Consider the following 19,345-nt stretch of genomic DNA (forward strand, 5'->3'; position numbering starts at 1 on the left):
GGCAGCCTCGCTTTCGATGCACTAGAATTCGGGGAGCCTCATCACCGAGGCGGGGCGGGGGAACCGCCCTCATTCTATCATCGACATCCTGCACCCCGTAACTTGATGGTCGGTTCGGACGTTTCGAGAGATGGAGCCTCTGCGCGCATGGACGCACGGGACGACAGGTACGTTGACAAGCTCGTGGGCAGGGCCGTTCGCGGCGACGCGGAGGCGTTCGGAGACATCTACGACGTCTTCGCCGACCGGGTGTACTCGTTCGTCCGGGCGCGCATCGGCGATTATCACGAGTCCGAGGATGTCACCGAGACGGTGTTCCTCAAGGCGTTCGAGGCCATTTCGACCTACGACCGCCGGGGACTGCCCTTCGGGGCGTGGCTGTTTCGGATCGCTCGCAACGCCAGTGTCGACGCTTTGCGCAAGCGGGGCAGGACTCCGGACCCGGAGGAGGACGTCGAGCCGTTTCTCGATCCCGATCCGGTGCGTATCGATGAGCATGTTGCGTCGCTCGTGGATGGCGAAGCGGTTCTGAGGTGCGTACGTGAGCTTACGGAGGACCAGGCGGCAGTGGTCGCCTGCAGGTTCTACTGGGACATGGGCATCCGCGAAACCGCTCGAACGCTTGGGCGGACAGAAGGAGCGGTCAAGGCGTTGCAGCATCGCGCGCTCAGGAATCTGGCGCGGATGCTAGAGGAGTCAGGTACACATGAGTGATCGAGAGCAGGGTCTGGAGCTGGAGGAGCTCGTGAGGTCTTCGGCCGGGGAGATGCCGTCTGACGTCCGCGCACACGTACGCGAACGCATCATGGCGCAGTCTCGTGGGTTGGCCGCAACCCCGGCACGGTTTCATAGTGCATTCATGAGGGCCGCCGCCGTGTTCGTGTCCATCGGGCTAGCAACCGGATCTGTTACCTACGCCGCGACATACGCCATGCCTGGCGATGTTCTCTACGGGCTCAAGCGTGCGATCGAGGAGACCCGTGTTGCGCTCACCGTGCGTGAAGAGAACCGCGACGAGCAGCTCTTGGGCATGACGCGCAAACGGGCAGAGGAACTCACCCGCCTGATAGAGCAGCGTGCGCCGGCCGGTTCGGTCGACGCAGCCGCAGACGACTTCGGGGAGGCGGCGCGCCGTGCCCTGGAGGGTGAGGGCAAGCCTGCCGAGGAGAAGGCCCGCACCATCGAGAAGACGGTGGACGACCAGCCCGCTCCGGTCCAGGAACGTGCGCGTGAAGAGCTGCCCAAGGGCGGCACCGCAACGCCCGTCCAGCCCGAGCCCCCGAAGCAGGGCGAGCCCCAACAGCCTCCGACCAGTGGATCGGGCGACGGCTCCGGTTCGGGGTCGGGGTCGGGGTCGGGGTCGGGGCAGAACCCGGACGCGCCGGGCGGCTCTCCGCAGGAGGGTGGCCGTTCGACAGGGGCGCCGTAGTCACCACCCGTACCCTCGGGCCGCTCCGAAGCGTTTCCCTGACCGGAGGGGCGTGAGTCTCGAGGAGTGAGACGGGATGAGCGCACGGAACACGATGTTGGCCGCGCTAGTTGCATGCATGCTGGTGGCTGGACCGGCATTCGCGGCACAAGGCGCGGGCGGTTCGGGATCCGGGGATGCGGCCGGCTCGGCCAAGCAGGTGCAGAGCGCGACCAAGGGTGATGCGGAACAGACCGGCAGCGTCGCGGCCCCTCAGACGGAGAGCTCGACTCAGACCCAGGTTCGGACGCAGACCCGCACGCAGACCCAGGACCAGAGCGGCGAGTGCGATGAGGACTGCGACGGGCCTGACCAGGTCCGCACTCGTGCCCAGATTCGCGAGGAATCCGGAGAGGCTTCCGGAACCATCGTTCGAACGCGTTTGAACACGCGCACCGAACCACAGGCTGACGATGACGAAGGCGACGCGCCCGATCCGGTCGTCGAGCCCGAGGAGTTCGAAGAGGATTCGGCCGAAGCGGGTATCGTGGTCCGGGTTGCGACCCGGCTGGAGTCACTCTGGCAGTGGATGCTCGGGTTGGTCGGACTCGGGGGCGCAGCGTAGTCGACTTGCCCTGGCAAGCTGGCCGGCACCGGGCGCCTCAGCGCCTGCCGGCAGAACGGGATGCGGTGGCGGCCCGCACGGCGAGTGCGGCTGCCACCGCGCCCGCGCACGCTCCCAGAGTATCGCGACCCCAATCTGCGAGATCGGGCACTCGCCCGGGGACGTAGAACTGGTGGAGTTCATCGGTGATCCCGTAGAGGGACGCGATTGCCACGGCTACTGCGATGATGCGCAGGTCCACGGTGCCCGGGTACAGTGCGAAGACGAGAAGCAGGCCAAGGACGGCGTACTCCGCGACGTGGGCCGCGTTCCCGAAGCGTCCAGGTACCCGTGATCCCGGTATCGAGGACAGGGCGAAGATCACTCCCATCCAGGCCAACACCAGGCTCCAGCGGGCGAGAATCGCCCGGCGGCGCAGGCTCGGTGGGTTGCGGCGGTTCATCGTGGGTCCCGGTGCTGGTTCATGGCACAGGAGTCTAGCACGGCGGTTGACGCTTCCGACCGACAGGTGAGAGTGTGTTGGCTCCACTCGACTGGACCGGAGGGGCGATGAATCGCAAGACCGCGGTTGTCGGCGCCGTGGCATCGGCGGCGTGTTTCGGCTCGCTTGCGGTGCTCACGACGCTCGCGTACGAGCGCGGAGCGCAGCCCCTTCAGCTCCTCACATGGCGGTTCGGACTCGCAGCCGTTCTCCTTGGCGGCTATCTGGTCCTCCGGAAGCCGGAATCCCTGCGTGTGGGCCCGGGCGATATCGGCAGATTCGCAGTACTGTCGTTCGCCGGCTACGGTGCCGCGTCGATCTGCTTCTTCTTCGCGCTCACGTTCGCTCCCGCCGCGGTCGTGGGCATCCTGCTGTATACGTATCCGGCGATCGTGACGTTGGCCGAGTGGGCGTTCCTCGGCTTGCGTCCTGGCTCTCCGCGGTTGCTGGCCGTGCTGGTGGCATTCACGGGGTGTGCGCTTGTCGCTGACCCCTTCGGTTCGCACGGCACAGTGGCGTGGCCGGGCGTGTTTCTTGGAATCGGTGCGGCGGTCGCCTATGCGAGTTTCAGCGTTCTCAGCCACCGGTGGCTTCCCGGACGTACGCGCTCAGGCCTGATGGCGTACATGTTCCTCTTCACGACCGTGCTGGCCGGGGGAGCTGCATGCGCGACCGGGACATCGCTGTCGGTTTCGGGCTGGTCGGCAGACGTATGGCTGTTGCTTGCGGCCATCGTCGCGTTTCCGACCTTCATCGCGATCGTTCTGTACCTCGCCGCGCTGCGCACGCTCGGTCCTTCTCAAGCTGCGATCGTCTCCACGTTCGAACCGCTGTTCACGATCGCACTTGCCGCGGTTCTCCTTGGCGAGAGGTTGACGCCGGTGCAGTGGATCGGAGCGGGGTTGGTGCTGGCGGGCGTTGTCGCTGCCGAGATGGTTGCGAGGCGCGTCGAGGAAATGCCTGCCGTCTAGCCGCCGCCGAATAGCAGCGCGGCGACGTGGAGGTTCCTCAGCAGCCACACCGCAAGCAGCGCGACGAGCTCGATGCCGAAGGTCCAGGCCCATATCCATCGGCTGTCGCGCGTGTCAAACCCGCAGCGGATGGCGCGGTGCACGATCACTGCCGATGCCACCCATGCCATTGCCCGGGTGGCGGGCCAGAGCGCCAGACCGAAGGGCAGCAGGCCAAGGCCCCACGCAGCAGTCACAGCCACGCGCTCCACGTCGCTTCCCGGCTCGGCCGCCACGCGCATCACGAGGAGCCGGCCGGGTGCCCAAAGAACCACGACGATCACCGCGGCGAGCTCGCCGGGTGTGCGTGACTGCCACAGTCCCAGACCGGCCGCTGCTACTGCCCCGCCGAGGAGTGCAAGGGCGCCGCAGGAGGCGGCCACACGTGCGTCGGCGCGGTCGAAGGGCTCGCAACCCCGCCCGGGCGAACGAGCGAGGAGCCCGGGAACCCTCGCGATCGGCGACAGGCTGCCGCGTGAGATCGCACCCACGCGACGCGCCAGCCGTGTCGACGCAGAGAGGGCGTCGGTCAGCAGTGCGCGCCACGCCTCGAAGAGGACGCGCGCTCCGTTCGCGAACCGGGAGACGACTGGGTCGTCGCTGCGGCGTGATACCATGTTCTGAGCCTCGTTCCTGCGGGTACCAGGTACCTCGAATCGGTCGAAACGGGGCGGCTCCGCGCGCACAAGGCGCAGGACTTGCTCGCCGGTGTGAGTGTACTCGACGTGTGTCATCGCTTGGAGGTACCGGTGCTCGTCTCGAGCCGTCTTGCGACGATACTCAAGGTTACCGCTGTCGGTCTTGGCACCCTGTTCGTTCTGCTGCTGGCATGCGGCGCGTACCTCTATCGGCTGTCGGCCACGCTACCCGAACTGGACGTCACGAACCGGACCCTTCAGGCCGCCCGAACCTCGATCGTCTACGCAGCCGACGGAAGTGTACTCGCTGAGTGGCATGGCGAGGAGGACCGCACGGTAGTCTCCTTCGATCAGATTCCCGAGGATCTCCGCCACGCGGTTGTCGCGATCGAAGACGAGCGCTTCTACAGCCACAACGGGGTCGACGGTCAGGCCGTCATGCGTGCTTTCCGGGCGAACGCCGAGGAGGGCGCGATCACCCAGGGCGGCAGCACCATCACCCAGCAACTCGTCAAGATCATGTTCACGGATGGCGAGCGAACCCTTACCCGCAAGATTCGTGAAGCCCTACTCGCATATCAGCTCGAAGCGAGAGCCGACAAGGACGAGGTCCTCCAGACCTACCTGAACACCGTCTACTTCGGCCACGGCGAGTATGGTGTCGAGAGCGCGGCTCAACGCTTCTTCGGCACCAACGTCTCCGAACTCACACTCCCGCAATGTGCGATGCTCGCGGGAGTGATCAGGTCGCCCGGTCAGTATTCGCCGATCGATGAGCCGGACGACGCGTTCGAACGCAGGAACTTGGTTCTCGCCAAGATGGAAGACCGGGGATTCATCGACACAGCCGAGGAACTTGAGGCGAGCCAGGCGCCGCTTGTGGTGGCACCGCCGAAGGACGTTCCGGACCTTGCTCCCTACTTCGTGGAGTACGTGAAGCAGGAACTGCTTCGCGAACTCGGGGCCGACGCGGTCTTCAAGGGCGGGTTGCGGGTTCAGACAAGCCTGGAACCTGCCGTGCAGAGGCAAGCGGACAAGGTCGCGGCGGCCAACCTTGGCGCACCGGGCGACCCCGAGTGCGCTCTCGTGGCAATAGAGCATGGCTCGGGGCGCGTGATCGCAATGGTGGGAGGACGCGACTTCAAGACCAACCAGTTCAACCTTGCATCACAGGGCCGCAGGCAACCCGGCTCGGCTTTCAAGACGTTCGTACTCGTGAGGGCGCTCGAAGAGGGCATACGCCCCGAACAGGTCTTCGATGCATCCCCGTACAGTGTCCAGGTCAAAGACGGCACCTGGAACGTGCAGAACTACGAGAACCAGGTCACCAAGGGCCGGCTATCTCTTCGCGCGGCCACGAACTGGTCGGTCAACGCCGTCTTCGCACGGCTGATCATGAAGGTCGGACCCCAGGACGTCGTTGACACCGCGCACAAGATGGGAATCACGAGTCCGATCGAGGCGAACCCCGCCATCGCTCTTGGCGGTCTCACGCAGGGCGTCACGCCGCTTGAGATGGCGTCGGCATACGGCACCCTCGCGACCGGTGGGAACCGGATTCCTCCAAGTGGCATCATGCAGGTCACAAACGATCGTGACGAGACCGTCTACGAACCACCGCGAGAATCGACTCCCGCGCTCTCCCGGTCCACTGCAGTGGAAGCGTCCCTGATGCTTCACGATGTCGTAGAGAATGGGACGGGAGTGGACTCCAGGATCCCCGGCGTGTGGTCCGCCGGAAAGACCGGAACGACCCAGTCATACCGCGACGCGTGGTTCGTCGGGTATGCCGAGGACGTATCGTGTGCGGTGTGGGTCGGCTACCGCGAAGGTCAGATCGACATGACGAACGTCCATGGCATCAAGGTGACAGGCGGAAGCATCCCTGCGAAGATATGGCGCGAGTTCATGGCGGTAGCTCTCAAGCATCAGAGGTCGGCCGTGACGCCACCGCCGACCAAGTCGAGCGAGGGTTCTCCCAAGACCGGAATCCCCGTGCGGGTGTGTCCGGATTCCATGAAGCTTGCGAACAAGAGGTGCCCGGACCCGATCGAGATGTATCTCGATCCGCAGCTGGTGCCAAAGGCGGCGTGCGATCGCCACTGACGGGAAGGTCGAATGGACTACTACAGGACACTACAGATTTCGCGCGACGCCGAACCCGAGGTGGTCGAGCGTGCATACAAGGCGCTGTGTCTGAAGTACCATCCCGACGTCGTTGCGCCCGAACACCGCCCCGCTGCGACGGCGCGCATGCAGCGCATCAACGAAGCGTATCGAGTCCTCTCCGACCCGAAGGCGAGGAGACGATACACTGAGACGCTGTCTCCTGTCGCGGAAGGCGCGAGCGCGTGGGAGCAGTTCATGTCCAAAGGACTACTCGGGTTGTGGTTCGATCAGGCGTTCACCCGCTCGCGCGTCCGCTAGCGGGATCGGCGCGCCCGTGTCATGAGGCGTGCCATCGGCGGCGTCTTCAAGCCGATGACCTGCGGGGGACACAGCTCCTGGCAGCAGTAGCACCGGATGCACGTGTCGCGGTCGAATGTGGGGCCGTTCGACCCCACGACGATTGCATCGACCGGGCAGCTCTCAGCGCAGGTACCGCATTTGGTGCAACCTGCGGCGCTCTCCAGAACCGGCCGGGCGAGTGTCCACCCACGCAAGGTGGTCTTAAGCCATGGGGGCATGCGACGCCCGACGTCGCGAGCGGGCAGGGCGAACGCCTCGGGCGCCAGGCGATGCCAGTCTTCGCCGACGACCTGCACCTCCTCGGCAGACCGAGGGCCCATACCTTGGCGGGCTGCTGCCGCGTTCGTGTAGACCTCCATGGGGTCGAAGCCTGCCATCGCAGACGCAACGACGTCGAGGGCGACGCAATCGGCCGAAGCGATCAGGGCGCCGATCTCCCTGGGACTGCCGCCTGCGGGGCCGTCTCCCTCCATGCCCACGACTGCGTCCATGACCGCTAGCGCCGGTTTGCACGCCTGCATGAGATCCACTAGCATCGCGCCGAAGTCTTCACGTTCCGGCACCTTGAGGTGGTACTGGGCCTTCTCGAGCCCGGGTACGCACCCGAAGAGGTTCTTGACCGCGCCAGTGAACATCATGAACCCGTGGGTCTTGAACTTCGGGACCGAGATCAGGACGTCGGTCTCGACGACCGCCCGTCCGAGAGTGAACGAGCCGTAGAGCGAATGAGCGACCCCGGTGGTTCGGACGACGTCGTCGTCGAAGAGCAGGAGGGGTACGTCCTCCTCGGCACACACCGTGGCGATCCCGGAGGTCCGGAAGATCCCGCGGACCATGCCCGCAGTGTTGGGTCCCCCGGGGCTGTCGCCAACCGTGACGATCCCGCCCGCGGCGCGCGCCGAGCGGATCAGAGCGCGAACCAGTTCAGGATGGGTCGTCACCGCCCTCTCGGGCTCGGCTTTGGCGAGCAAGTTGACCTTGAGAAGCACCTTCTGGCCTGGTGCCACGAACGCCGACATGGTCCCGAGCGGAGCCATGGCGCGCTCGAGGGACTCCTGCAGCTCCGCAGCGTCGTACGTTGAACAGCGCGAAATCGAGACCGTACTCATGTCAGCCCGTCCGTGTCAGGCAGTACTTGCAGGCGATTCCGCCGAGGACAACTTGTCGCCAACGGCCCGGAGGATGGCCGGGTAGGACACGGCGCCGTCATACACGGGGACTCCGTCGATGACTGTGACAGGGTAGAGCAATCCGCGCGCCTCGATCTCATCGATCAGGGCACCGCGCTCGGAGCGAATCTCCTCTTCCTGCACGTTCACGTACTCGATGCGCGCGCTTCCTTCGAAGCGGCGGTCCATCTCCTGGCGGATGATGGCCGTGATCTCCTCCGGAGACCAGGAGGGGCCTCAACCCCCACTGAAGCATGCGGTCTGGGCAGGCAGGTCGAAGACCTCGACCAGGATGGCAGGTTCAGTCACAAGTACCTCGCTCTCAGCCCAGATGGACGGCGCCGCCGGCACACACTCGAGCACATACCGCGCATCCGCGGCACAGCTCATCAACCACAGAATACCCGTTTGCCCCAGGATACGGGCCTCCATCAAGGGGGACGATAGCGCCAGTGGGGCATACCCGGCGCGAAGGGCATCCAGGCGATCTGTCACATCTCTCGTTGTCGATAGTCACAGTGGTCATGTGGGTGTGGGACTCCTTTCGGGGCCGACTGCGTCATCGGACGCAAGCCTCGTTCACCTGTAGTATACCCATAGGGGTATACGGTGACAACCTGCCGCCCTGTTACTATGTGTTGATGCTCCAGTCGAGAACGGGAGACCCCCTTGGCCAGGATCCTGAAGCTCACCGCCACCAACAAGCGGTTGCTCGCGTACATGCTTGCGGCGGGAGTTGCCATCGGCGTCGCGTTTCCACTGGTCGCGGGTGTCTTTGTGACTCCCAAGAGCGCTTCGGCGTGGATCGTGTTCTGCCTGCTGTGCATCGTGGCAGGTCTCCTGCTTGGGATGATGTGTGTTCTAGTCGCGGTTCGCACGGGAGTCAGGCTGTTTCGCGAGGTCGTTGACAGTGCACGCAAGGAGTTCGGCTTCGACCTCAGGAGCGAGGGTACGGTCGACGATCTCCAGCACGAGATCCTTGGCCTGCTTCGCAGACTCCACGTGATGCTCGAGGGTGCGCAGGCGGTCAACAACGACATGAGAGCGCTCACTGCGGAGGTGCTTTCGGCCACCGAGGAGCAGGCCACCGGGGCGTCGGAGCAGGCGGCAGCGGTGACGCAGACCTCGGCGACGGTCGAGGAGTTGGCCCAGACATCGAAGCAGATCGCGGAGAACTCGAGTTCAGTGGTGGCAGTCGCGGAGCGGACCCTTGCGAGCGCCGAGGAGGGCATGCAGGCCGTTGCGGACACCGCCGAGGGAATCGAGGAGATCCGCCAGACGACGCAGGCATCCTCCGATCGCATTCTTGCGCTAGGCGACCGCAGTCAGGAGATCGGGCGCGTGCTGGTGATCATCGACGACATCGCAGAGCAGACGAAGATCCTGGCACTGAACGCTGCCATCGAGGCGGCCCGTGCAGGGGAGGCGGGCAAGGGGTTCGCAGTCGTCGCCGAGGAGATTCGGAAGCTGGCGGACTCCGTGACCGAGTCCACTCAGGAGATCGGACGCGTCGTGCGGGAGATTCAGGCTTCGACCTCGCAGTTGATCATGTCCACCGAACGGGCAGCGAAGAAGGTGACCGAAGGCAAGGATCTCGCGGTGCGGACCGCCGATTCACTCGAGAACATCGTGCATCAGGTCGAGAAGACCACAGATGCCGCCAAGCAGATATCCATTGCCACTCAGCAGCAGCGTACCGCCTCGGACCAGGTCGTTCTCTCGATGAAAGAGGTCGCCCAGGTCAGCCAGCATGCGGCGGAGAGCTCCAGGCAGATCGCTGCTGCCATCATGGACTTGAACATGTTGGCCGACCGCCTCATGAGCCGGTAGCTGTCGTGGCCGGTCCCCTACATAACCTCGAGCGCGAGGGTCTCGTGCTGCCGGATCCCCCGGTCGCCCTTGGCGAGTATGTTCCGGCGGTCAGGAGCGGCGACCTCGTCTTCACGTCCGGCCAGCTTCCGATGCGCAACGGCACTCTCATCACGTCGGGGCTCGTCGGAGAGGAAGTGGACCAGGATGTGGCCCGGGAATGTGCGCGCCAGTGCGCTCTGAATGCGCTTGCGGCGGCGTCGACGGTGTGCGATCTCAATGATGTGGCTGCCGTCGTGAAGGTGGTCGGATACGTCGCTTCGGCGGAGAGATTCATCGCGCAACCTGCAGTGGTGAACGGCGCCAGCGAGGTGCTCGTGATCGCATTCGGTGACAGCGGGAAGCATGCTCGCGAAGCGGTGGGAGTCGCGCGACTGCCCTTGGACTCTCCAGTTGAGATCTCAGTCGTGTTTAAGTTGAAGCCGATGCGGTAGCAGTGGACAGGAATTGCGCGCCGGGCGCAGAAGAAGATGGGGGATGAGTTTCCCTGCGTGTTGCGTGTTTCTGTTGAGTCATAGGGCGGGTTCTTATATCGTTGCGAGTTAGGCGGACGCATGTGCCGTCTTTCACGTGCGTATGCTGGCCCCGAGGTGAGCAAGGAGAGGTGTGTATGGTCAAGATCTCGCTGGCCGGGTTCAAGGACCCGGTCCGACGGCCGCGGTACATCATTTGGACGGGCGTTGTCGTCCTTCTGTTCGCGGCCTTCGTCGTCGTTGCCCTGGGGGTGACATCGACCTACTGGTTCTGCGCGAACGTGTGTCACAAGGTGCAGGACGACTCTATCTCCGCCTACAACCGCTCGGCGCACTCAAAGATCTCGTGTCTGGCGTGCCACATGCCTGTCCAAGCGGATCCGATCACGTTCGTGATTCACAAGGCGGAGGCCGGTATTCTCGGCGGCATTCACACCCTCACGAACAACTATGAGAATCCGCTCAATCCCGAGTCCCACGTGGCGCTGGCTTTGATGCCGGAGAAGCAGTGCACCCAGTGTCACTCGGAGAACCGTGAGATCACTCCGGGACCTGGTATCATCATCAACCACGAGATCCACTCGGAAGAGGGCGTCCACTGCACGCTTTGTCACAACCGTGTCGCGCATGACGAAAGCGGCGACTGGGAACCCATCACCAAGAACCCAAAGACCGGAGAACTAGCCTACAAGCACGCTGACTTCATGGAGATGACCGCGTGTTTCCGGTGCCACGGTCTTGAGAGCGGCGCGAAGGCGCCCGGTGCGTGTGCTAAGTGCCATCCTGCGGACTTCGAGCTCAAGCCCGAGAGCCACTTCAAGGGCGACTTCTATCCACGCGGCCACGCGGACATGGCGCTCACCGAGATCAAGCGTGTAGAGGAAGCCGTGGCCGAGGGTGCCCACGGAGAAGAGGGCGGAGAGGCCACCGAGGGCAAGAGCGAAGAGGCCACCAAGGGCGAGGAAGGCTCCGAAGAGGCCACCGAGAGCAAGAACGGCGCGTCTCTCCTCGGCCCCGAGAAGGCCTATGCTTCCGGTGGCGGGGCGGAGAGCGAGTGGGTTGCGGCAATGCCCCCGCTGGCTCAGGTGAACTACTGCTCTACGTGCCACAAGCAGAGTTTCTGCGACAGCTGCCATGGCATGGAGCTCCCGCACCCCAAGGAATTCGTCGACAAGTCCCACCCCGAGCTCGTGAAGACGAAGCTCGACAAGTGCGACATGTGTCACCAGGTCACCAAGACCGGCTTCAAGTTCTGCAACGATTGCCACCATGGCACGAAGTCGAACTGGAAGTACGATCCCGCGGTCGTCTGGGAGACCCAGCACGCCAAGACGGTCACCGCCAACGGCGTCGATCTGTGTCTCGAGGCATGTCACAAGACGACGTTCTGTTCGGATTGCCACACCAAGAAGAAGCCGGTGCCGTCCTCACACACCGCCAAGGACTGGTTGCGCAAGAAGGCGGAGGCGCTCGGCGTCCATGCCGAGGGCTTCAAGGCCCAGCCTACTTCGTGCGAGGTCTGCCACGGCCCGGACGAGCCGAACGGCAACAAGTTCTGCAAGGGTTGCCATGCGCTCGAGATGCCGCACCAGCAGGAGTTCAAGGACTTCCATGCCAAGACCGGTCGCAGCAACCGGAAGGTCTGTGCGAACTGCCACACCTTCAAGGAGCTTTGCAGCGACTGTCACCACGAGGGTGCTGTCAACGGTACGCCTTGGCTGAAGGTCCACGGCCCGATCGTCAACAAGAACGGTGGTACAGGCTGTCTCGAGAAGTGTCACAAGCAGGACTTCTGCGTCGACTGCCACACCTCGAAGAAGGTCGTTCCGGTCTCGCACAAGGTGAAGGGCTGGACGAAGCGTCCATCTCTGAACAAGCCCGCCATCCATCCCTCCAGCTTTGAGAAGCAGCCCGACGGCTGCACCTACTGCCACGGCAGCGGGGGCGCGAAGGCCAAGTTCTGCCAGAGCTGCCACAAGCTTGAGATGCCGCACCCCGATGGCTACGGTGCCGAGGGCAAGGGCAATGGTGGCGTTCACCAGGCAGGCTTCAAGAACAAGAGCCTCAAGAAGGCGACCTGTGAGAACTGTCACAGCACGCGGTTCTGCAACAAATGCCACCACGGGTACGACGGTGCGAAGCCGCCTTGGGTGAACTACCACCCGGCTACGGTCAAGAAGTCCGGCGCTGCGCCCTGCTTCGAGTGCCATGAGGAGACGACCTGCTCGTACTGCCACGTACGTGAGGCTGGCAAGTACCTCAAGAACTAGCCTTGAGAGAAGAGCGATCGGCGACGGGCCTGGCTCCGCAACAGCGGAGCCAGGCCCTCGTGATTCTTCGTCCGGAGCGGCCCGGCCAGGTGTGCGAAGAGGTGTCGTGACTCCGGGTTTTGCCCCTGGCCAACCGACCGTGTATCATAGCGCCTCGTCGGGATGTGGCTCAGCTTGGTAGAGCGCTGCGTTCGGGACGCAGAGGCCGTGGGTTCGAATCCCGCCATCCCGACCAGGATGACAACGGCGGCAGGCTGACATCATGTCGGTCTGCCGTTTCGTCTTTCGGAGTCCAGATGATTGCGGCGTTCCTCAGATGGCTCGGCTATGGCCTGTGTCACCAGCTTCCGGAGCGGTCCTTCTTCGGCGGTGCGTTGCAGCTCCCGGTGTGCGCCCGTGATACCGGGAGCTACATGGGTTTCGCGATGGCCTTCCTCTTGATTGTGGCTCTCGACAGGGAGCGGAGGTCTTCGGAGCTTCCGCCGGCGTGGCTCGGTGTGTGGCTCGGCGTAGGGCTTCTGTCGGCAGCAGTCGACGGGGCGACCCAACTGTTCGGCTTGCGGGAGAGCACCAACGCGCTGAGACTCGCGACGGGCCTAGCGATGGGATTCGCGATCGCCGCATACACGGTCCCGTTGCTGAACAGTCAGTTGTGGCGCCGTCCGGGGGCAGGACGCGTTCTCGGCGGCCCGGGACAGGGTGTCGCATACCTGGCGGCGTTACCAGCCGCCTTCGCCGTCCTGTGGTGGGCCGGGCCCCGAGCAGGCGTGATCTACGCGATCGCTGTAGGGGCATCCATAGTCATGACCTTCGCTTCGGTGAACCTCGTTCTGGTTGCGCTTCTTCCGCCGTTCGATCAGAGGGCATCGTGCAAACGGGAGATACTTGTGGCCGTCTTCCTCGCGATCGTCGTGTCCTTTGCGGAGCTCGCCGTCGCAGCATCAGTGCGCGGGTTCCTGCTCGGCCTAGCGGGAGCAGTCTCGTAGCGTGTCATGCATGAACACTTCGGTAGACATACGGTTCTCAAACCTAGTTGCGTGCGGTACAGTCGATAGAGGACGGCATTCGCGAAGGGGGACGTGCGGTGGTCTACACGAACAAAGACAGAGTGCGTGTTGTGATCGCGACCGATTCTCACCGCGTTGAAGGCGAAATGTACGTACTCTCAGGCAGCAGGCTCACGGATGCTCTGAATTCGAAGGCCAAGGACTTCTTCGCGCTTACCGATGCCAAGGTGTTCGATCTGAAGACAGATGCGCTGCTGTACGAGCCTGCGTATCTCGCTGTCAACCGGGATGCGATCTCGCTGGTCTTCCCGCTCTAGGTTGTTCTCTTCTAATTGCGCGCGGCCGAGGTGAGCACGTCCCCTGTGGCCCGGTCGAACGCCCACAACCGCAGTCGATCGATGTTCTTTCCCTCAGACCCCCACGCCTCGAGCACGATCCACGCGTCTGTTCCGCCGACGACCGCCGCCTCGGCATAGTAGGGAACGCTGCGGGACTCGCCGGGGAACTGCTCGGTCAGCAGCGTGGCGAGGGCGGAAGCTTCTTCGCCCTTCGAACGCAACGAGGAGAGCTGGCTCTGGCGGAGATCATCGGCCTCCTCAGTCGGGCGTCCGAGGAAAGACGGCTCGGCTACAGCGTCAAACACAGAGATCACTTCCTCGCGTGTGTACGAGCCACCCCGATCGGAGTACTGCATCTTCTGATTGCATCCGACCAGGACGACGGTGCATGCGGAGAGTGATACTGCGAGCACAACAGACACCACGAGCCGATCAATCGACCTCACAGCGCCATCCTTTCGACGGTTTCGCGTCCATACTAGTCCATCAGGCAGTCGAGAGCAGGGGGCGCTTCCTCCGCACCGGCACATGTCTCGGACGAGAGGGGCATATATTCGAAAGGAAGGCCCGTTCTCTAGATGGGGGTAGCGTGCAAAACATCATCTGCTTCGTTTCTGACTTCGGGTTGGGCGACACATGGGTAGGAGTCTGCCGCGCAGTCATCTTCAGGGCCTGCCCCATGGTGCATGTCGTCGATCTTGCGCACGAGATACCACCCTTCGATATCCGGAAAGGAGCCGCAGTCGCGGCAGCGGGGGTGTACCAGCTTCCCGACGCGATCCACCTGGTAGTTGTGGACCCCGGGGTGGGAGGGGAGAGAGAGGACCTGTGCATCGTCACGCGCGGAGGTACGAGTCTCGTGGGGCCGGACAACGGCGTGCTGATGCCTGCCGCCGAAAGAGCTGGCGGCGTGGCGGAGGCATACGCCATAGAGTCCGAGCAGATCGACTTCCACGCTCCCCTGGCGACGTTCCACGCACGAGACGTTCTTGCGCCGGCAGCAGCTGCGCTTGCTTGCGGAGTAGAACCTTCCGCGCTTGGCCATCCTGTGGATCCTGACGTTCTTGCGCCGGCACCTTTCAAGTCGAGTCGCGTGGAGAACGGCACGGTCATTGCCGAGGTTGTGGACATCGATCGGTTCGGATCTGTCCGGGTGAGCCTGTCCGCCCGGGATATCGAGGCCTTTGGACTCCGTCCCGAAAGGCTTGAGCTGTCCTTCGGGCATGTTGTTGCGGAGGTTCCTTTTGGCAGGACCTTCTTTGACGTGGCACAAGGAGAGCCGGTCGCGCTCGTCGATTCTTCCGGTTGGCTCACCCTGGCGCTTTGCATGGACAACGCGGCGGACCGCTATGGAGTGGAGCCTGGCGTCTCGGTACGGGTGAAGGCCCTCCTCTGATTGTCAGACCCGCGCGGTACCCTGGCACAAACAGCGGTGATCGGCGAGAGGGTCGGCAATGAAGGCGCAATTCGTTCGAGAGTTGGCCGAGGGCGCGCGCGTGGATGCGGTGTTCGCGTTGTCGACGCGAGAGATGCGTAGCACACGCACGGGCGAGGCGTATCTCGCGCTTGAGCTCTCCGACCGGTCAGGCAGGATTCCGGCGGTTCTGTTCCGGCCTTCAGCGCAGGAGTCGGCGGTTCCGACACATTCAGTCGTACGCGTAACGGGCATCGTGACCGTCTACCGGGGCCGCAAGCGTGTCTCAGTCGAGCATATGGCAGTAGCCTCCAGATACGAGGTCACGGACCTGCTGCCCGGGCCCAAGAGAGAGCGCGCAGAGACTCAAGCCGAGTTCAAGGGCCTTGTGAGGTCCGTGCGCGATCGGGACCTGGGCCGTGTGCTCAGAGCCGTGTTCGGGGACACGCAGTTCCTCGAGAGATTCTCGACATGTCCCGGTGCCCAGACATACCACCATGCCTACGTGGGCGGTCTTCTTGAGCACACGGTCGCAGTGGCCTCGATCTGTCGCCACCTCGCGGCCCTGTACGACGAAGTCGACCGTGACATGCTGGTCACTGCGGCGCTTCTGCACGATATCGGCAAGACCGACGAGCTTCAGTTCCGCACCTCGATCGAGTACACGGACGAAGGTCGCCTCCTTGGCCATGTGGTGCTTGGAGAGCGGCGAATGCGTGAGGCTGTTGCACGCAAGTGTCCGGGTGTCTCGCCGCGGACCCTCACGCGACTCTCTCACGCGCTCCTCTCGCATCACGGTGAGCTGGAGTGGGGGTCTCCCAAGAGGCCGTCGACCGTTGAAGCGCTCGCGCTGCATCACGCTGACAACATGGACGCGAAAGCAGCGGGCTTCATTGCGCTCCTGCCGCATGCCTCTTCGGTCGAGGAGCGCTGGACTGACGCGGACAACCTGTTCAGGCGTCCTCTTTCGGTGCCGACTCCCGCAGACGCTGATCGACCGTCTCCCGCGCGAGAAGATGATGAGTACCTTCTTGCGATGGCCTAAGCCGCACGCCGGGGAAGTAGACTACAATCGACGGTGCATTTCGTTCAAGCTCACGAAGAAGGAGCAGCTTCATGGATTACCCTCAGGTCGAGATCGGAGTCTTTGGCGGCAGTGGCTTCTACGAGCTTCTCGACAACCCCCGTGAGGTTCGAGTCAACACGCCATACGGATCGCCGTCGTCGCCAGTCATGTACGGCGAGATCGGTGGCAGGGGTGTCGCCTTCCTCCCGCGGCACGGCAAGGAGCATCAGCTGCCTCCGCACATGATCAACTACCGTGCGAACGTCTATGCGATGAAACAGCTTGGGGTCGGGCGCATCATCGGCCCGAATGCCTGCGGTTCGCTGCAGCAGGGCGTGAAGCCTGGTGACTTCGTCATCTGCGATCAGTTCGTTGACCGCACGTGGGGTCGAAAGGACACGTTCTTCGACGGTCCAATCACCACCCACGTATCATCTGCAGATCCCTACTGCCCGACGATGAGACAGGTCGCGATCGAGTCCGCGAGGAAGCGCGGCATCGAGGCCCACCCGACTGGAACCGTCGTTGTGATCCAGGGTCCACGTTTCTCAACACGCTCGGAATCCAAGTGGTTCGCGTCGCAGGGCTGGGAAGTCATCAACATGACGCAGTACCCGGAATGCTACCTCGCACGGGAAATGGAGATCTGCTACTGCAACATCTCGCTGATCACCGACCATGATGCCGGTGCAGAGGGCGCCGAGCCCGTAACCAATGACGAAGTCGTGAGGGTCTTCAACGAGAACAACGCCAAGGTCAGAGACCTGCTGTACACGATGATTCCGGGATTGCCGGTCAGTCGTGATTGCTCGTGTGCACATGCTCTGGATGGCGCCGCGTTCTAGCACAGCGAAGGTCACGGACGGAGCACGCGTGTTCAATCTGCCGCAGTTTCGCCTGGGACGGCTCCTGGGCATTCCCATCGAGGCACATCCGACCTGGCTGATTGCCTTCGCATTGTTCGCTGGCCTGCTGTCATTCAATGTGTTTCCGGCCGTGTTCGACTGGCCTGTCGGTGTGGCGCTCCTCAACGGCGTTCTGACGGCGCTGCTGTTCTTCGCCTCGATTCTCGTTCACGAGATGAGCCACTGCCTGGTGGCACGGGCGGGCGGCATCAAGATATCGAAGATCACGCTCTTCATCTTCGGCGGCCTGGCGCAAATGGACGAGGAGCCGCGCAGTCCCGGGCGGGAGCTTGTCATGGCCGTTGCCGGACCGGGAGCGAGCCTCCTCCTGGCAGCGCTCTTCTTCGCTGTCTACGCCGTTCTTGCATTCGCGGGTGTGAGTGACCGGGTCTGGGGGCCGTTGGAGTATCTCGCGCTCATCAACCTGTCCCTTGCCGTCTTCAACATGCTGCCGGGCTTCCCCCTGGACGGTGGACGGGTGCTCAGGGCGATTCTTTGGGCAGCGAGTCATGACATCCTCAAAGCGACGCGCTGGGCGAGCAGGGCCGGTCAGGTCATTGGCTACCTGATGATCGGCGGGGCCGTGGTCGGCGTGCTCAGCGGGATGACGCAGATGATCTGGACAGGTCTCGTCGGATGGTTCATCACGTTCCTGGCCGAGGGATCCTATCGCCAGCAGGTCGTCAAGTCGCATCTTGCCAAGGTGGATGTTGGCTCCATCATGTCCCCGAATCCTGTAGTCGTCAGTGGCGATACCACTCTCTATGCGCTCGTTCACGAGCGCTTTCTGGGCGATCGGCACAGCCGGTATCCTGTTGTCGAGGACGGCCGCGTGGTGGGCCTCGTCTCCCTGCCGCAGGTGAAGCTGGTGCCGCAGGAGGAGTGGCACCGGATGACCGCGGGACAAGCGGCCGACCGCGATCTCGCGAGACTCGTCGTTGACGACAGCACGCCAGTTGACGACGTGCTCGTGAGCCTCGGAAAGGACCGCCCCGGCGCCCTTCTTGTGGTGCGCGACGGGCACGTGGTGGGCATCGTCACACGTGCCGATGTTGTCTCGGCTCTGCAGGATTCAGCGGGTGAGGGCGTTTGATCCCGGGTCGGCCGTGCCATGGAGCGAAACGTGGCATACGGCCTTGTTCACATTTGTAACTATTGTTACTATATTCACATTCAGGGATGCGTCGGCGGGACTCACCAGTGAGTGCAATAGACAAGGATCGGATACCTGAAGGCGTGATAGAGCGTCTTCCGACGTACCTGAGCGTGCTCATTCAGCTTCGACAGGACGGGTGCTACACGGTGTCCTCGGCAAGGCTCGGGGAGCTGACTGACATCAATCCCGCGCAGATTCGACGAGACCTCACCCACTTCGGTTCTTTTGGCAAGCGCGGTGTCGGCTACGAGATCGTACTGCTGATCGATCGCATCCAAAGGATCCTCGGTTCGGACCACACGCACCGGATCATCCTCGTCGGAGCGGGTCATCTCGGGTCAGCGATCGCCGCGTACAATGGGCTGCGGGCCAGGGGGTTCATAGTGGCCGCGATCTTCGACAACAGCCCGACGAAGATAGGGACTCGAATCGGCGATATCATCGTCCAGGACATCGCCAACATGAGGCGCGTTGTCGAAGAGCAGGGCATTCGCATTGGAATCGTGGCCGTTCCTCCTGAGGCGGCCCAGACTGTAGCGGATCGGATGTGTGAGGTCGACATCAAGGTTCTCCTGAACTACACCTCGGTCATGGTGAGGGTGCCGGAGGGCGTAACGCTTCACAACACGGACCCGGTGCGGGAGCTGCTACACACGCTGTACTACCTGTCACGTACCGAAACCGTGGCGCACGCCTGAAGGTGGTGCTACATTAACCCGAGGTGTTCACGCTGGCCCACGGTCGGCTGACGGAAGCGGCTTGCTTCGAAGATGGAGGCATCATGAGTGTTCTACCGCTGGCGATAGGCCCGATTCTTGGACTCGGGCCTATGGAATTGGGCATCATTCTTCTGATCGTTCTCGTTCTGTTCGGCCCGAAGCGCTTGCCGCAGCTCGGGAAGTCCATCGGCAAGACAGTCAAAGCGATTCGCGATGGCGTGGACAAGGACGACGGCGAGGACGAGAACGAAGACGAAGAGGCTACTCCCAAGAAGAAGGCCGCCGCCAAGGACGAGGAAGAGGACGAGGAGTAGTCCTCGACCTTTCG

General features: G+C 63.3%; 22 protein-coding genes and 1 tRNA gene. 18 read left to right on the top strand and 5 right to left on the bottom strand.

From position 1 onward, the window contains the following. Positions 1 to 147: 147 nt before the first annotated feature. The 3 genes from Q8K99_03155 (at position 148) to Q8K99_03165 (ending at position 2,033) form a co-directional block, all read left to right on the top strand. On the top strand, positions 148 to 714 hold the full coding sequence (locus tag Q8K99_03155) for an RNA polymerase sigma factor (GenBank protein ID MDP2181551.1): 567 nt from the start codon (positions 148 to 150) through the stop codon (positions 712 to 714). Further along, entirely contained in the window at positions 707 to 1,429 is a 723-nt protein-coding gene (locus Q8K99_03160) for a DUF5667 domain-containing protein (GenBank protein ID MDP2181552.1), read from the top strand. The genes Q8K99_03155 and Q8K99_03160 overlap by 8 nt, the downstream gene beginning before the upstream one ends. 76 nt (positions 1,430 to 1,505) lie before the next feature. Beyond that, on the top strand, positions 1,506 to 2,033 hold the full coding sequence (locus tag Q8K99_03165; GenBank protein ID MDP2181553.1) for a hypothetical protein: 528 nt from the start codon (positions 1,506 to 1,508) through the stop codon (positions 2,031 to 2,033). Between the two features lie 37 nt (positions 2,034 to 2,070). On the opposite strand, the gene Q8K99_03170 is transcribed toward Q8K99_03165, so the two are convergent. Further along, entirely contained in the window at positions 2,071 to 2,475 is a 405-nt protein-coding gene (locus Q8K99_03170; protein MDP2181554.1) for a VanZ family protein, read from the bottom strand. A 107-nt stretch (positions 2,476 to 2,582) separates the two neighbouring features. On the opposite strand from Q8K99_03170, the gene Q8K99_03175 reads away from it, so the two are divergent. Beyond that, positions 2,583 to 3,485: an EamA family transporter gene (locus tag Q8K99_03175; GenBank protein MDP2181555.1), complete on the top strand. Its 903-nt coding sequence runs from the start codon at positions 2,583 to 2,585 to the stop codon at positions 3,483 to 3,485. On the opposite strand, the gene Q8K99_03180 is transcribed toward Q8K99_03175, so the two are convergent. Then, entirely contained in the window at positions 3,482 to 4,141 is a 660-nt protein-coding gene (locus tag Q8K99_03180; protein ID MDP2181556.1) for a hypothetical protein, read from the bottom strand. The genes Q8K99_03175 and Q8K99_03180 overlap by 4 nt on opposite strands. A 132-nt stretch (positions 4,142 to 4,273) precedes the next feature. On the opposite strand from Q8K99_03180, the gene Q8K99_03185 reads away from it, so the two are divergent. Then, positions 4,274 to 6,268, top strand: coding sequence for a PBP1A family penicillin-binding protein (locus Q8K99_03185; GenBank protein MDP2181557.1), 1,995 nt, complete (start codon positions 4,274 to 4,276; stop codon positions 6,266 to 6,268). Positions 6,269 to 6,280: 12 nt separating this feature from the next. Continuing rightward, positions 6,281 to 6,589, top strand: coding sequence for a J domain-containing protein (locus Q8K99_03190; protein MDP2181558.1), 309 nt, complete (start codon positions 6,281 to 6,283; stop codon positions 6,587 to 6,589). Here the strand turns inward: Q8K99_03190 and Q8K99_03195 are convergent. Further along, positions 6,586 to 7,740, bottom strand: coding sequence for a DUF362 domain-containing protein (locus tag Q8K99_03195; GenBank protein MDP2181559.1), 1,155 nt, complete (start codon positions 7,738 to 7,740; stop codon positions 6,586 to 6,588). The two genes, Q8K99_03190 and Q8K99_03195, sit on opposite strands and share 4 nt — an antisense overlap. A gap of 15 nt (positions 7,741 to 7,755) precedes the next feature. After that, positions 7,756 to 8,013, bottom strand: a complete 258-nt coding sequence (locus tag Q8K99_03200) for a DUF1462 family protein (protein MDP2181560.1) — start codon at positions 8,011 to 8,013, stop codon at positions 7,756 to 7,758. A gap of 456 nt (positions 8,014 to 8,469) precedes the next feature. Between Q8K99_03200 and Q8K99_03205 the strand changes: the two genes are divergently transcribed. The 6 genes from Q8K99_03205 to Q8K99_03230 all read left to right on the top strand — a co-directional run bounded on the left by Q8K99_03205 (position 8,470) and on the right by Q8K99_03230 (position 13,736). Beyond that, positions 8,470 to 9,630, top strand: a complete 1,161-nt coding sequence (locus Q8K99_03205; protein ID MDP2181561.1) for a methyl-accepting chemotaxis protein — start codon at positions 8,470 to 8,472, stop codon at positions 9,628 to 9,630. Positions 9,631 to 9,635: 5 nt separating this feature from the next. Further along, entirely contained in the window at positions 9,636 to 10,103 is a 468-nt protein-coding gene (locus Q8K99_03210) for a RidA family protein (GenBank protein ID MDP2181562.1), read from the top strand. A gap of 176 nt (positions 10,104 to 10,279) precedes the next feature. Continuing rightward, positions 10,280 to 12,412, top strand: a complete 2,133-nt coding sequence (locus Q8K99_03215; protein MDP2181563.1) for a NapC/NirT family cytochrome c — start codon at positions 10,280 to 10,282, stop codon at positions 12,410 to 12,412. A 158-nt stretch (positions 12,413 to 12,570) separates the two neighbouring features. Then, positions 12,571 to 12,647: transfer RNA gene (locus tag Q8K99_03220), tRNA-Pro, on the top strand. 61 nt (positions 12,648 to 12,708) lie between these two features. After that, positions 12,709 to 13,398: a DUF2085 domain-containing protein gene (locus tag Q8K99_03225; GenBank protein ID MDP2181564.1), complete on the top strand. Its 690-nt coding sequence runs from the start codon at positions 12,709 to 12,711 to the stop codon at positions 13,396 to 13,398. Between the two features lie 98 nt (positions 13,399 to 13,496). Then, positions 13,497 to 13,736 carry a hypothetical protein gene (locus tag Q8K99_03230; GenBank protein MDP2181565.1) on the top strand — a complete coding sequence of 80 codons (240 nt, stop codon included), beginning with the start codon at positions 13,497 to 13,499 and terminating at the stop codon, positions 13,734 to 13,736. Positions 13,737 to 13,747: 11 nt separating this feature from the next. On the opposite strand, the gene Q8K99_03235 is transcribed toward Q8K99_03230, so the two are convergent. Further along, entirely contained in the window at positions 13,748 to 14,203 is a 456-nt protein-coding gene (locus tag Q8K99_03235) for a hypothetical protein (protein ID MDP2181566.1), read from the bottom strand. A gap of 143 nt (positions 14,204 to 14,346) precedes the next feature. Here Q8K99_03235 and Q8K99_03240 point away from each other — a divergent pair, with 143 nt between their 5' ends. The 6 genes from Q8K99_03240 to Q8K99_03265 all read left to right on the top strand — a co-directional run bounded on the left by Q8K99_03240 (position 14,347) and on the right by Q8K99_03265 (position 19,331). Beyond that, a complete protein-coding gene (locus Q8K99_03240; GenBank protein MDP2181567.1) occupies positions 14,347 to 15,153 on the top strand; it encodes an SAM-dependent chlorinase/fluorinase in 807 nt (268 codons plus the stop codon). 58 nt (positions 15,154 to 15,211) lie between these two features. Further along, a complete protein-coding gene (locus tag Q8K99_03245) occupies positions 15,212 to 16,216 on the top strand; it encodes an HD domain-containing protein (GenBank protein MDP2181568.1) in 1,005 nt (334 codons plus the stop codon). 71 nt (positions 16,217 to 16,287) lie between these two features. After that, entirely contained in the window at positions 16,288 to 17,082 is a 795-nt protein-coding gene (locus Q8K99_03250; protein ID MDP2181569.1) for an S-methyl-5'-thioadenosine phosphorylase, read from the top strand. A 28-nt stretch (positions 17,083 to 17,110) separates the two neighbouring features. Continuing rightward, positions 17,111 to 18,235 carry a site-2 protease family protein gene (locus tag Q8K99_03255; GenBank protein ID MDP2181570.1) on the top strand — a complete coding sequence of 375 codons (1,125 nt, stop codon included), beginning with the start codon at positions 17,111 to 17,113 and terminating at the stop codon, positions 18,233 to 18,235. A gap of 107 nt (positions 18,236 to 18,342) precedes the next feature. After that, positions 18,343 to 18,996: a redox-sensing transcriptional repressor Rex gene (locus tag Q8K99_03260; GenBank protein ID MDP2181571.1), complete on the top strand. Its 654-nt coding sequence runs from the start codon at positions 18,343 to 18,345 to the stop codon at positions 18,994 to 18,996. Positions 18,997 to 19,079: 83 nt separating this feature from the next. Beyond that, positions 19,080 to 19,331, top strand: a complete 252-nt coding sequence (locus Q8K99_03265) for a twin-arginine translocase TatA/TatE family subunit (protein MDP2181572.1) — start codon at positions 19,080 to 19,082, stop codon at positions 19,329 to 19,331. Positions 19,332 to 19,345 lie beyond the last annotated feature (14 nt).

It is taken from the genome of Actinomycetota bacterium (genome assembly GCA_030682655.1).
In the GTDB taxonomy this organism is placed as follows: Bacteria; Actinomycetota; Coriobacteriia; order Anaerosomatales; family JAUXNU01; genus JAUXNU01.

Coding starts and splice junctions, on each gene's coding strand:
- Q8K99_03250 (MDP2181569.1), top strand. CDS start 16,288: ATGGATTACCCTCAGGTCGAGATCGGAGTCTTTGGCGGCAGTGGCTTC.
- Q8K99_03190 (MDP2181558.1), top strand. CDS start 6,281: ATGGACTACTACAGGACACTACAGATTTCGCGCGACGCCGAACCCGAG.
- Q8K99_03265 (MDP2181572.1), top strand. CDS start 19,080: ATGAGTGTTCTACCGCTGGCGATAGGCCCGATTCTTGGACTCGGGCCT.
- Q8K99_03225 (MDP2181564.1), top strand. CDS start 12,709: ATGATTGCGGCGTTCCTCAGATGGCTCGGCTATGGCCTGTGTCACCAG.
- Q8K99_03160 (MDP2181552.1), top strand. CDS start 707: ATGAGTGATCGAGAGCAGGGTCTGGAGCTGGAGGAGCTCGTGAGGTCT.
- Q8K99_03245 (MDP2181568.1), top strand. CDS start 15,212: ATGAAGGCGCAATTCGTTCGAGAGTTGGCCGAGGGCGCGCGCGTGGAT.
- Q8K99_03170 (MDP2181554.1), bottom strand. CDS start 2,475: ATGAACCGCCGCAACCCACCGAGCCTGCGCCGCCGGGCGATTCTCGCC.
- Q8K99_03155 (MDP2181551.1), top strand. CDS start 148: ATGGACGCACGGGACGACAGGTACGTTGACAAGCTCGTGGGCAGGGCC.
- Q8K99_03175 (MDP2181555.1), top strand. CDS start 2,583: ATGAATCGCAAGACCGCGGTTGTCGGCGCCGTGGCATCGGCGGCGTGT.
- Q8K99_03180 (MDP2181556.1), bottom strand. CDS start 4,141: ATGGTATCACGCCGCAGCGACGACCCAGTCGTCTCCCGGTTCGCGAAC.
- Q8K99_03165 (MDP2181553.1), top strand. CDS start 1,506: ATGAGCGCACGGAACACGATGTTGGCCGCGCTAGTTGCATGCATGCTG.
- Q8K99_03195 (MDP2181559.1), bottom strand. CDS start 7,740: ATGAGTACGGTCTCGATTTCGCGCTGTTCAACGTACGACGCTGCGGAG.
- Q8K99_03215 (MDP2181563.1), top strand. CDS start 10,280: ATGGTCAAGATCTCGCTGGCCGGGTTCAAGGACCCGGTCCGACGGCCG.